Below are 12,279 nucleotides of genomic sequence, written 5' to 3' on the forward strand. Positions count from 1 at the left end.
GCACTCGACTTGACGCGAAACGTGATCGCCGTAGAAAGCGGAGAGGTCACGCGGGAAAATCTCCTGAACATATACCGACGCAGACTCAGAAGGACCGAGGAGGGATCCGCTCTACGTGCGGACACGCAAGTCCTCATTTCATTTCTGGAGAGCTACCCTGGCGACACATTGAACATGTTGAGCGTCAAGACAAGAGAGGGTGGCAGTCATCTGTTTCTCACCAACCCGAGCGAGACCGAAGTCCTCCACTGGATGCGCATGTTCTCACGTTAGCCTCATGTATTCAGCACGGATCCACCGCGTGAATTCTGATGTCGGGTGTCGGGCGGGTTCCGGGGGCTTCTTCGGGTTGCGGGCAGTGGCGAGTGCCGGGTGGCCGTCCGGTGCGGGGTTACTACAAAGGTCGACAGGATTCCGCAGTATGGGCGAGGAATTGAGGAGAAGACTACTCCTCGCGAAGGAACTGAAACGGAAAGAAGAAATCAAGCAAGATCTCCCAACGGACATGCTCCGGGGGTTCGTGAATGATTTTCAAACTCCCGACTGGGCTGTCACGGTTCACACGAATGGACTCTCAACCGGATTTCTCGATCACGATCGAGAGCACGACGGAACTGGGGGACTGGATTGATTCGATAGAAAGAGGCGGCAGCCTGGGCGAGGAATCGCTCTGCAAGACCAGATTGCAGAACTTCCCATGACTGAAGTACTTTCCTGTAGAAGGCCGGCATGGGCGGAGGCCCGCGATCCGCTGCACTAACCGGTCTTCCGGGACCGGTGGCAGCGTCGCTCTTGCGGCAAAGAGCACCAAGGGCCAGCAGTCCTACGACTGGACCGGCCCGGGAATTCAGACATGCCCCTGCACGGGAGCGCCGACGATCTGCCGCACCATCGCACAGAGAGGGAGCGGCAGATCCTGATTCAGACCTTCACACGGTTTGATCGAGGAGAATCCACGGCACGCAGTTCGGCCTCTGCCCTGTTCTTGTCTGACAGAACTCTTCGAGAGCCTCGCGGACTTGGGCGGCTGGAATGGCGGCTTCGCGAGGGTAATAGGTAGGGTTTCCTGGGTCCGCGATTACTTCGGGGTCGAATGAGGGCGGATTCGGATTTCCTGAGGTCCAGATGAATTGAGCGATATCCTCACCGGGTCCCGCATCCGGAACCTCGCTAGTCCACCACTTCAACGCACCATATCCGCTTCGGATATTTACCGAAACATACAGGTAGTTGGTGGCCCATCGTTCATCGGTCTCTTCTGGGTACTTCCCCTTTACTATGCTGACCACAGCCCTCTCTGGAACGATCTCGAACCCGTCGGGGGTTTCTCCCTTCTGAATGAGATCGTTCATTACGTGATCAATAAGGGAATCGACCTCTCGATCGGAACGGGCATAAGTTTCCCCGATGTGCGTGGCACCAAGAACGATCACCCTGCCATCCCCTAACCGTTTGCGGACCTCTTGGCCTTTCCCTTGAGGGGGATCGGCTCTTTCATTCCCGGATAGTGTACCCACATGGTCTGATCCTCGTGGAGGATAGCAGGAACGGCCTGCTTGCACCCCATTGAGTTCGGCGAGGATACCTTAGGGCAGACACAGTTCCTATTAATCATTATGTGAAGCTCTTCCCTCTCCCCCATCCTATTGCGCATCTCCCATGCGAGCTTAACCTCAGCGTGAGGTGAGACCTCCGCATATCCGGGGAAGTTTGAGAAGTCTCCAGATTTCTTGAGGTACTGATTAACGGGTCTTCGAAGTTAGTGGGGGTACGACGGTGACGGGCGGGCTCGCCGGTCACGCTGTGTGAGGTGGTTGGGGTGCGGGCGCCCTGGACGCAAGGAGCCCGCAGGTCTTCGTGATCATGGTTGTTGTCTAGGCAACCGATCATGAAACCCCACGGGCTTGAACAGCGACGATACCGGCATCAACGAGGCGGCCACGCGACTTCTGGGGCTGGAGGGGGTGAGTGTGATCAAGGTCAAGGACGACGGGGCGGGCGGTTCGACGGTGTACGTGGTCACGAACGAGGACTCCGCCCGGGCCTGCCCCTCGTGCGGGGTGTTCGCCACCCGGCTGAAGGACTACCGCACCACCCGGCCCCGGCACCTGCCCTGCGGTGGACGCCCTGTGAGTATCCGGTGGCGCAAGGCACGCTGGTACTGCGCCGAACCCGTGTGCGAGCGCGGCTCGTTCACCGAGGCGATACACGCGGTGCCTGCCGGGATGCGCACCACCACCGCCCTGCGCCGGGCGGCGGGGGCTGCGGTCTGCGACGGATCCCGCACCGTCGTGCAGGCCGGCCGCGACCTGTCCTTGAGCTGGCCGATCGTGCAGCAGTGCTTTGAGGACTACGCCGCGGCGGTCCTGCCCGAGACGCCGCCCGCGACCGAGGCGGTCGGGATCGACGAGACCCGGCGCGGGAAACCGGTGTGGAAGCAGAACCCGGCCACCGGCAAGTGGGAACTCATCGCGGACGCCTGGCACATCGGCTTCGTCGACGCGATCGGCGGACAAGGACTGTTCGGCCAGGTCGAGGGCCGCAACGCCACCTCGGTCGCCGACAGGCTCAGCGCCCAGCCCGCCTCCTGGCGGGCACAGGTCCGCTACGTCGCCATCGACCTGTGCGCCACCTTCCGCGCCGCCGTCCACCGCGCCCTGCCGCACGCAACCGTGGTCGTCGACTGCTTCCACATCGTCCAGCTCGCCCAGCGCCACCTCGCCGACCTGCGCCGACGCCTCACCTGGAAGCAGCACGGCCGCCGGGCCCGCAAAGGCGACAGCATCTACACCGTCCGCAAACTCCTGCGCCGCAACAAAGAAGACCTCACCGAAAACCAACGCACCCTGCTCAAGGCGGAGTTGGAGTACATGGGCACCTACGGCCGGCAGATCCACGCGGCCTGGCAGGCCAAGGAACTCCTGCGCGACATCCTCCACCTGACCATCAGCCGCACCCACCACGCCCCCGACCGCTCCGCGATCTCCGCCGCCCGCCACCGCTTCCTCGCCCACGTCGCCGACCACGCCCACCTGCCCGAACTCCTCACCCTCGCCGAGACCGTCGAGCAGTGGTGGGACGGCATCGAGACCTACCTCACCACCGGCATCACCAACGCCGCCTCCGAAGGCAACAACCGCCTCATCAAGCTCGAAGCCCGCAACGCCTTCGGCTTCCGCAACCGCGAGAACCAACGCCTCCGGTCACGCTGTGCAACCACCCGGCGGAGCCGACGGGAGGCGCACCCCCACTAAATTCGAAGACCCGGTTCGCCCGTCTCGTGGAGATCGCCAAGCGCCACGGATGACCCTCGCCCCCTCGCGTCTTCTCGCACGGATCGATCCAGGTACGGCTACTCATGCGGCGCGCCCTACCGGCGCCTACGGTCACCAGCATGTTCCAGAGCCGACCAGGTAGAGCCGTGGCCTCCGAAGAGTCCGTCCCGTCCACCGTCACGGGGATCGCGGCGGTGTTGATCCTGCTGGCCGTCGCCGCGGTGGCGGGGAACTTCGCATGGAATGCCGCATGGAACGGTGCACCGTATCCCTCGGCCGACCCCGACGCGGTCGCGCAACGGCTCACGGCTCGCTCCGACGAGGTGCACGACGGCTTCGCCCTGCAGGAGAAGCACGCCGCGGGCCCGGGCAGAGTCGTCACCGGCGCCTGCTACTACCGCGGGCTGAGGGGCATCACCCACATCGACGAGGCACGGAGCGACGTCCGGAGCTTCGGTCTCGATTGGAGCGTGCCCGACGTCCCCGAAGCCACCGCCCGCAAGGCGCAGCAGCGTGTACGCCGACAACTGGTCCAGCAGGGGTGGAAGCTCACCCACGAAGGCGACCGTACCGGTGCGACCTACCGCCAACTGGGCTTTCGATTCGAAGACCCGGCCGACGGCTACCAGGTCGACGTGCGGTGGAACGACTCGACGACGACGCTGTTCGTCAGCGTCTACGCCCCCTGTGTGCAGATTCCCGCCGAGTTCGTGGAGCACGGCCGGCCCGCGGCCGACTGGCGCCCGACAGCATGATCCGCCGGGCCGGGGAGCGACCCCGCCCGCTTCCGAGGATGGGGAAGCGATGCGCCGCGCGGCCGCATCCGAGGGGCCGAGCGGCTTAGTTCCCTTGCCTGATCAGTCCGCCGGCGCCGGGTGGGGCGCACGCGTCACAGGTACTTCCCGTACCCGTCCAGCACCCGCAGTACCTCCCCCTCCCCCGCCGGCGGGAGTTGGAGGACGACCTCCTCGCAGCCCAGTTCGGCGTAGCGGGCGAGCTTGCCCTCCGAGGGGAGGACCACGTACGGGACGATCCGGAGGGCGCCCGGGTCGCGGCCCGCCCGTTCCCAGGTGGCGCGCAGCACGGCGACGGACTCGGGGAGGCCGCGGCCGCCGATCGGCAGCCAGCCGTCGGCGTAGTCCGCGATGTGGGAGAACAACCGCGGGCCGGCCGCGCCGCCGACGAGGGTGCGGGGCGCGGGCCCGCTCGCCGGCTTCGGGTGGGCATAGGAGGCGCGGACCGAGCCGAAGTCACCGTCGTACGCGGTGGGTTCGGCGGCCCACAGGGCGCGCATCAGATGCATGCGGTCACGGACGAGGTCGCGCCGGGTCGACCATTCCACGCCGTGGTCCGCCGCCTCCTCCCGGTTCCAGCCGAAGCCGACGCCGAGGGTGAACCGGCCACCGCTGAGATGGTCGAGGGTGGCGATCTGCTTGGCCAGGGCGATGGGATCGTGCTGGGCGACCAGCGTGATGCCCGTGCCGAGACCGAGGACGGTGGTGACCGCCGCGGCCTGTGCGAGGGCGACGAACGGGTCGAGGGTGCGGCCGTACTCGGGCGGCAGGTCGCCGCCCGCCGGATACGGGGAGGTCCGCTCGACCGGGATATGGGTGTGCTCGGGCAGGTACAGCCCCGCGAAGCCGCGTTCCTCCAGTTCCCGCGCCAGCCGCACCGGGGTGATCGTCTCGTCCGTCAGGAAGATCGTGGTCGCGATCCGCACAGCGGCTCCTCCGCCTCGTCTGCCGTGGGTGCTTGGCGGGGACAAGCTACGCGCTGCGGCCCCGGTTTCCGAGAGGGCGGGCGGACGGTGGGGGCGGACGGTCGGGCCGCGGGAGCGGCGTACGGCACCGGGGAGCGGCGTACGGCACCGAGGGGGTACGGCGTCCGGCCGACGTGAGCGGGACCGCCGAGGGCCGTGGGGCACGGGCCACGGGCCACGGGCCACGGGCCGGTCATCCGTCGATCGCCACCCCTTGCCGCGGCGTTGACGGCGGGGTAGGAGGTTGGAGGGCGTCACGGACCGGGGATACCCGTAGCACCGCGCCACCACTCCGTACCAACCACCGCGTACCGCCGCCCCGCACCACCACTGCGCACCACCACTGCGCACCGCACCTGCCCCTCTCACCACCCGGGAGCCGACGGCATGGGCAACGAGGACGGCGCGGACCCCGGCAGACGCGGACTGCTCGTGACGGGAGCCGCCGCCGCGCTTACGTTGGGCGGTGTGAGCTTCGCCGAGACAGCGGACGCAGCGGACGGGCGCACCACCGAGGTCGTGCGCGGCACCCTGCCGCCCGGCTCCCCCGACTTCGTGTACCTGCCGGTCGAGGTGCCGCGCGGGGTGGCCGAGATCCGGGTGTCGTACGCCTACGACAGGCCGCAGGTCCCGGCCGGGACCCAGGGGAACGCCCTCGACATCGGCATCTTCGACGAGCGGGGCACCGCGCTCGGCGGCGAGGGCTTCCGCGGCTGGTCGGGCGGGGCGCGCGGTGCGTTCTTCATCCGGGGCGACGAGGCGACGCCCGGCTACCTCCCCGGGCCGGTCCGGGCGGGCACCTGGCATATCGCGCTCGGTCCGTACACGATCGCGCCGCAGGGCCTCGCGTACACCGTGACCGTCACGCTCGTCCGCGGCAGGCCCCGGCCGACCCCGGAGCCGGTGTACCCGCCGGAGCGGGCGGAGGGCCGGGGCCGTGCCTGGTACCGGGGCGACTGCCATCTGCACTCCTGGTACTCGGACGGGCGCCGCACCCCCGGCGAGATCGCGGCGCTCGCCCGCGCGGCCGGGCTGGACTTCGTCAACAGCAGCGAGCACAACACGCACGCGGCGCACGGTGCGTGGGCGGACGCCGCCGGTGACGACCTGCTGGTGCTCCTCGGCGAGGAGGTCACGACCCGCAACGGCCATGTGGTGGCGGTCGGCACCGATCCGGGGACGTTCGTCGACTGGCGCTACCGGGCCCGGGACAACCGTTTCGGCCACTACGCCCGCGCGATCCGCCGCGCCGGCGGCCTCGTCGTGCCCGCCCATCCGCACGCCACCTGCATCGGCTGCAACTGGAAGTTCGGCTTCGGCGAGGCGGACGCGGTGGAGGTGTGGAACGGGCCGTACACCCCGGACGACGACGTGTCCCTCGCGGACTGGGACGGCACCCTGCTCGCCTCCGTCCGCTCGGGCGTCCGCTGGACCCCGGCGATGGGCGGCAGCGACGCGCACCGGGACCCGGACGCGGTGGGTACCCCGCAGACCGTGGTCCTCGCCGACGGCCTGACGCGCGAGGCGATCCTGGACGGGCTGCGCGCTGGCCGGTCGTACGTGGCGGAGTCGTCCGCCGTGTCGCTGTCGTTCGCCGCGTACGGGGGCCGGGGCAGGCGGGCCGGCATCGGCGAGCGGCTCCGGGTCGGCGCGGACGCCCCGGTGACGGTCCGGCTGGAGGTCACCGGCGCCCCGGGGCGAACCGCCCGGATCGTCACCGACCAGGGGGTGCTGCACACCTCGGCGCTCCCGGCGGAGGGCACGGGCACGGTGGAGTGGCGTACGACGGCGGCGTACGCGGCGTACGTCCGCGCGGAGGTGCGGCACCCGGCGGCCGTGCCGGTACCGGGCTTCCCCGGGCCGCTGGCGGCGTTCACCAACCCGGTGTTCCTGGGGCATCCGGCGTAGGACCGGCCGGGTGGCGCCGGGTGGCGCCGCGCAGGGCGCGAGCGGCCGGGCCCGAGCGCCGGCCCTGTCGGCCCCGGGGTCTCAGCCGCCGGCGTACGGCCTCACCCCGCCCCCGCCCCCGCCCCCGCGCGCCGGGTTCGAGTCCGGGTCCGTGTCCGGGTTCGGGTCCGGGTCCGGATTCGAGTCCGCACGCCGGGTCCGTGTCCGGGTCCGCCCCGCACGCCGGGTCCGGGTCGGGGTGCGGGTTCGAGTCCGCACGCCGGGTCCGGGTCGGGGTGCGGGGGCTTGGTGCGGGGGCGGGTCCGGGCGGGAGTACGGGCACAGGCGGGGTTCGGACGGCCGCGGCTGCCGAATCCGCGGATGGTGGCGGTCGCCCGTCCCACCCGCCCCGGACACCGGCTCAGGCGACCCAGGTGCGAGTCGTCTCCACCACCGCGGATCCGTCGAGGTCGTTGAGCTTCATGCCGGTGAAGTCGCGGGCCCAGTCGGAGGTCTGGATCCGGAACGGTGCGTTGTCCGCCGTCAGCGCCTCGAGTACGGCCGCGGCCGCCTCGTCCTGGGTCTGGGCGCCGTTCAGGAACTGGGCGACCGTGCGGGTGACATAGGCGTCGAGGGCAGGGGCGTACGGGCCCGCCGCCGCCATCTCCGCTTCCAGGTCGAGGCCGACGTTGTTGACGAACTCGGTTGCCACGGCGCCCGGTTCCACGACGGACACGCTCACGCCGACGGAGGCGGCCACCGGCGCCAGGCTCTCCATGTAGCCCTCGACGGCGAACTTGGCGGCGCAGTAGGCCTCGTTGAAGGGCTGGCCGACGACCCCGCCGACGCTGGTGACGGTGATCAGGCGGCCCCCGGCCGCGCGCAGGTGGGGGAGGGCGGCCTTGGAGACGTTGAGGACGCCGAAGAAGTTGACCTCCATGACCTTGCGGACGTCGGTGACGGTGTCGTTCTCCAGGGTCCCGAGGTGCCCGGCGCCGGCGTTGTTGATCACGGCGTCGAGCCGGCCGTGGTCGGCGATCACCCCGTCGATCGCGGCGGCGACGGATGCCTCGTCGACGACGTCGAGCTGCCGGATGTCGAGGTCGACCCCGGCCTCCGCGGCGGCCTTGCGGAGCGCGTCGGCGCGGCGCGGGTCGCGGAGGGTCGCGACGGTGTGCCAGCCGGCCCGGGCGGCGGCGACCGCGGCGGCCAGGCCGATGCCGGAGGAGGTGCCGGTGATCAGGACGACCTTGGGGGTGGTGGAGGACATGAGGGGCTCCTTGGGGTCGGGAAGGGGAGGCACACAGAAGGTGTTTTTGTGTGTGCACACACTTTAAGCATTGTGTGCGCACACACGCAAGCCGGTATGATCGAAGGCATGGCGACCAGGAAGCTCACCCCGGCGGAGATGTCCGAGGCCGACCACGCCTTCTACGGCCTGGTCTGGGCCGGAACGGTGCTCACCGAGCGCGTCGACCGCGCTCTGACCAAGGCCCACGACCTGCCCGTCTCCTGGTTCGAGGTGATGCTCTGGCTCGCCAGCAGCGACGAGCCCGTCGCCGCCTCCGTACTGGGCAACAGCACCATGCTGAGCCGCAGCCAGGTCTCCCGCGTCCTGGACGCGCTACAGGCCCGCGGACTGGTCTCGCGCACGCCGTCGGCCAGGGACGCCCGATCCGTGGAGGTCGCGCTCACCCCCGAGGGGCGCGCGGTGTTCGAGGAGGCGGACGCGACCCGGCGCGCGTGCCTGGCCCCGGTCTTCACCGACGTCCTGGAGCAGGAGGACATGGAGGCCCTGGGCGCGGTCTGGCGCAAGCTCAAGGCCCACAAGGACGCCTGATCGGGACGCCCTGGCCGGGACGCTTGATCGGGACGCCCTGGCCGGGACGCTTGATCGGCACGCCCGGCCGGCGCGCCTGAACGCGAAACCGGATCGCGACGCCCGGTTGCGAAACCGGATCGGGACGCCCGGTCGAGGCGCCTGCCTCCGGGCGTGCGGCCCGGCGACCCGGCGACCGCCCGGCACCTTTCGGGAATCACCCGGCCGTCCGGCGGCGCGTGCGGGGAACGCGGCTGAGCGGTATGCCTGAGTGTGACCGGCGGCTTGCGCTTGTTACCGATGATCCCGCGCAGGGGCCGCCGTCCGGCACCTCGCCGGAGCCCGGGGACACACCAGGAGGCAGGATGTCGAAGTCCGTCAGTTCATCCGTCAGTTCATCCGCCGGCTCATCGGCCGGCTCATCGGCCGGCGCATCGGCCGCGTCCGGGCAGCCGCCGCGGCACCGCATGGTGGACACCCCGGGCGGGCGCATCCATCTGGTGGAACAGGGCACCGGGCCCCTGGTCCTGCTGGTCCACGGGTTCCCCGAGTCCTGGTACTCCTGGCGGCACCAGCTCCCGATGATCGCCGCGGCCGGCTACCACGCGGTCGCGATCGACGTCCGCGGCTACGGGCGGTCGTCCAAGCCCGCCACGCGGGAGGCGTACGGGATGCTCGGCCATGTCGCCGACAACGTCGCGGTGGTGAAGGCCCTCGGCGCGGAGTCGGCGGTGGTCGTGGGACACGACTGGGGCTCCCCCATCGCCGCGAACACCGCCCTGCTGCGCCCGGATCTCTTCACCGCCGTCGCACTGCTCAGCGTGCCCTACTCGCCCCGCGGCGCGTCCCGCCCCACCGACTCCCTCGCGGGGAGCGGCGGGGGAGACGAGTTCTACATCCACTACTTCCAGGAGCCCGGCCGGGCGGAGGCCGAGATCGAGCCGGACGTCAGGTCCTGGCTGGCGGGGTTCTACGCCGGGGCCTCGGGCGGCGCGGAGCCGTCCGCCGAGGGCCCCCGCTCCTTCGTCTCGCCGGGAGGAAAGCTGTCGGACCGTTTCCCCCGCGGCCCGCTGCCCCACTGGCTGAGCGAGGAGGACCTGGACTTCTACGCGGGCGAGTTCGAGCGCGGCGGGATGACCGGCCCGCTCAACCGCTACCGGAACATGGACCGGGACTGGGCGGATCTCGCGGCCTGGGACGGAGCCCCGATCACCCAGCCGTCCCTGTTCATCGGCGGTGAGTTCGACGGGCCCACCGTGTGGATGGCGGACGCCATCAAGGCCTACCCGACCACGCTTCCCCGCCTGGTGTCCTGCCACATCCTGGAGGGCTGCGGCCACTGGGTGCAGCAGGAACGGCCGGACGAGGTCGGCAGGCTGCTGGTCGACTGGCTGCGGGCACTTCCGGGCGGGCCCGGGCGGCCCTGACCTCCGGGCCGCGAAACCCCCCGCCAACGGCCGCGGGCAGTTCCCGACGGTTCCGACGGCCCTCCGCCACCGGCGGCCACAGTCCCGGCGGGCCCCGGCCACCGGTCAGCGGGCACCGGGCACCGGCCGCGGGCTGCCCCCGGAAGGCCACGAACTGCCACGGACTGCCCAGGACTGCCCCCGGAACCGCGCGGCCCGGGCCCCACTCCCCTGGGGCCCGGTCGCGTGCGGTGGCCTCCCCGTCCGGGCCGACGAATCGCCTAAAAGACAGCCAGTCGGCGTCGGTCAGTCCGTGAGTCAGACCCGGCGGAGAATCCACCACACATCCTCACTGTCAGTCCTGGACCACCAGTGACGGGGTGTCCTTCGTCAGGACCTCGCCGCGGAAGAACGCGGGGCTCCGGCGCCGCATCACCGTCATGATCACTCCACCGAGGAGCAGCAGGCCGACGCCGATCACGAAGACCGAGCCGACGCCGAGGACCGAGGAGCCGGAGCCGTACGCCGGGTCCCACATGTCGAAGAGCGTCTTGCCGAAGACCGCCGAGAGCAGCACGCCACCGAGGACCGGGAAGAGGCCCTTGAAGGCGAAGTCGCGGGCCGAGCATAGGAGTTCGGCGCGGAAGTACCAGGCGCAGGCGAAGGCGGTCAGCGCGTAGTAGAAGCAGATCATCAGGCCGAGCGCGTAGATCGTGTCGATCAGGACGTGCTCGCTGACGAGCGTCATCACCGTGTAGAACGCGCCGGTCGCGATGCCCGCGACGACGGTGGCCCGGCCGGGGACCTTGAAGCGCGGGTGGACCTCGGAGAACGACCCCGGGAGGGCCTCGTACGAGGACATGGCGAGCACGGTGCGGGCGACCGGGATGAACGTGGTCTGGAGGCTCGCCGCGGCGGAGGCGAGTACGGCGATGAAGAGGGCCACGCCGAGGACCGGGCCCATGACGGGGCCGGCGAGCGCGGCGAAGACGTTGTCGGAGGTCTCCGGGTTGGCGAGGCCGAGGCCCGTGTCGCCCGACCCGACGGCCGTCTGGGCGGCGATGCCGGTGGCGAGGTACGAGCCGACGAGGACGACCATCGCGATGAGGGCGCCGCGGCCGGGGGTCCGGTCGGAGCCGGTGGTCTCCTCGTTGGTGGACAGGCAGGCGTCCCAGCCCCAGTACATGAAGATCGACAGCGACAGGCCGGCGGTGAAGGCCGCGAAGGACTGGACCGCGAAGGGGTTCATCCAGGACCAGGAGAAGTCGACGCCGGTGTCGAAGGCTCCCGCCCCGGCCTTCTGCAGGGCCATCGTGACGAACACGGCCAGGACGACGAGTTGGAGGGCGACCAGGGCGTACTGCACGCGCTTGGTGGCGGTCATGCCGCGGTAGCTGATCGCGGTGGCGACGGCGATCAGCAGGAGGCAGGTGAGGATGTGGACGGCCTTGTTGCCGTCGAGGGCCGCGACCGATGCGCTGCCCGTGATCTCACCGGCGAGCAGCCAGAAGTACGAGGTCGCGACACCGGCGAGGTTGGAGAGCACGATGATCGTCGCGATCACCAGGCCCCAACCGCACATCCAGCCGACGCGCGGGCCGAAGGCCTTGACCGTCCAGGTGAAGGAGGTGCCGGAGTCCGGCATCGCCCGGTTCAGCTCGCGGTAGGCGAAGGCGACGAGCAGCATCGGCAGGAAGCCTGCCAGGAACACGGCGGGCATCTGCAGGCCGACCTCGCCCGCGGTGGAGCCGAGGGTCGAGGTCAGGCAGTACACGGGGGCGACCGTCGAGATACCGATGACGGCACTGCCGAGGAGGCCGACGGAGTTCTTCTCCAGCCCCTTGGGCCGAACGCCCCCTTCGGAGCGTCCCCGTACCGTGCCCCCGATCCGGGGCCGCGTCTCCAGCTGAGTCATGAGGAGGACGTTAGGTGCTGCGGTTCCCGTATCCGGGTGGATGCTGGTTCACATACGCGACCTTGGATAATGGCGCAGTACGCACAATGGGCCACGGATTACGAGGCTGAGATGGTGAAAATTACTTGAATACGCAGGCGTCGATCGCCGGGTTCCGGATTGCGAAAACCGCAGCTGTGCCCGTTTTGCCCGTTCGCAAAATTTCCCGTGACCTACGT

10 protein-coding genes and 1 pseudogene are annotated in these 12,279 nt (G+C 69.9%); 6 read left to right on the forward strand and 5 right to left on the reverse strand.

The annotated features are described in order from the left end of the window. Positions 1 to 421 precede the first annotated feature (421 nt). Positions 422 to 631: a hypothetical protein gene (locus tag DDQ41_RS31255; RefSeq protein WP_147317740.1), complete on the forward strand. Its 210-nt coding sequence runs from the start codon at positions 422 to 424 to the stop codon at positions 629 to 631. Between the two features lie 298 nt (positions 632 to 929). Here the strand turns inward: DDQ41_RS31255 and DDQ41_RS12885 are convergent, their stop codons facing one another. Both DDQ41_RS12885 and DDQ41_RS12890 read right to left on the reverse strand, forming a co-directional pair. Continuing rightward, on the reverse strand, positions 930 to 1,433 hold the full coding sequence (locus DDQ41_RS12885) for an Imm1 family immunity protein (RefSeq protein WP_109294636.1): 504 nt from the start codon (positions 1,431 to 1,433) through the stop codon (positions 930 to 932). Between the two features lie 11 nt (positions 1,434 to 1,444). Further along, positions 1,445 to 1,687: pseudogene (locus DDQ41_RS12890) on the reverse strand (DddA-like double-stranded DNA deaminase toxin); the annotation flags it as partial. Positions 1,688 to 1,904: 217 nt separating this feature from the next. Between DDQ41_RS12890 and DDQ41_RS12895 the strand changes: the two are divergent. Next, on the forward strand, positions 1,905 to 3,254 hold the full coding sequence (locus tag DDQ41_RS12895; RefSeq protein ID WP_217364433.1) for an ISL3 family transposase: 1,350 nt from the start codon (positions 1,905 to 1,907) through the stop codon (positions 3,252 to 3,254). 167 nt (positions 3,255 to 3,421) lie between these two features. Continuing rightward, a complete protein-coding gene (locus DDQ41_RS12900; RefSeq protein WP_109294637.1) occupies positions 3,422 to 4,030 on the forward strand; it encodes a hypothetical protein in 609 nt (202 codons plus the stop codon). A gap of 134 nt (positions 4,031 to 4,164) precedes the next feature. Here DDQ41_RS12900 and DDQ41_RS12905 read toward each other — a convergent pair whose 3' ends face one another. Next, positions 4,165 to 4,995 carry an LLM class F420-dependent oxidoreductase gene (locus DDQ41_RS12905; RefSeq protein ID WP_109294638.1) on the reverse strand — a complete coding sequence of 277 codons (831 nt, stop codon included), beginning with the start codon at positions 4,993 to 4,995 and terminating at the stop codon, positions 4,165 to 4,167. Between the two features lie 426 nt (positions 4,996 to 5,421). Between DDQ41_RS12905 and DDQ41_RS12910 the strand changes: the two genes are divergently transcribed. Then, a complete protein-coding gene (locus DDQ41_RS12910) occupies positions 5,422 to 6,942 on the forward strand; it encodes a CehA/McbA family metallohydrolase (protein ID WP_109294639.1) in 1,521 nt (506 codons plus the stop codon). 400 nt (positions 6,943 to 7,342) lie between these two features. On the opposite strand, the gene DDQ41_RS12915 is transcribed toward DDQ41_RS12910, so the two are convergent. Beyond that, positions 7,343 to 8,191 carry an SDR family NAD(P)-dependent oxidoreductase gene (locus DDQ41_RS12915; protein WP_109294640.1) on the reverse strand — a complete coding sequence of 283 codons (849 nt, stop codon included), beginning with the start codon at positions 8,189 to 8,191 and terminating at the stop codon, positions 7,343 to 7,345. A 108-nt stretch (positions 8,192 to 8,299) separates the two neighbouring features. On the opposite strand from DDQ41_RS12915, the gene DDQ41_RS12920 reads away from it, so the two are divergent. Together DDQ41_RS12920 and DDQ41_RS12925 are read left to right on the forward strand one after the other, a co-directional pair. Next, positions 8,300 to 8,761 carry a MarR family winged helix-turn-helix transcriptional regulator gene (locus DDQ41_RS12920; RefSeq protein ID WP_109297707.1) on the forward strand — a complete coding sequence of 154 codons (462 nt, stop codon included), beginning with the start codon at positions 8,300 to 8,302 and terminating at the stop codon, positions 8,759 to 8,761. Between the two features lie 446 nt (positions 8,762 to 9,207). After that, positions 9,208 to 10,167, forward strand: a complete 960-nt coding sequence (locus DDQ41_RS12925) for an alpha/beta fold hydrolase (RefSeq protein ID WP_262508451.1) — start codon at positions 9,208 to 9,210, stop codon at positions 10,165 to 10,167. A gap of 334 nt (positions 10,168 to 10,501) precedes the next feature. Here DDQ41_RS12925 and DDQ41_RS12930 read toward each other — a convergent pair whose 3' ends face one another. Further along, positions 10,502 to 12,061: an APC family permease gene (locus tag DDQ41_RS12930; protein ID WP_109294642.1), complete on the reverse strand. Its 1,560-nt coding sequence runs from the start codon at positions 12,059 to 12,061 to the stop codon at positions 10,502 to 10,504. Between the last annotated feature and the right edge of the window lie 218 nt (positions 12,062 to 12,279).

The organism is Streptomyces spongiicola (assembly GCF_003122365.1).
In the GTDB taxonomy this organism is placed as follows: Bacteria; Actinomycetota; Actinomycetes; order Streptomycetales; family Streptomycetaceae; genus Streptomyces; species Streptomyces spongiicola.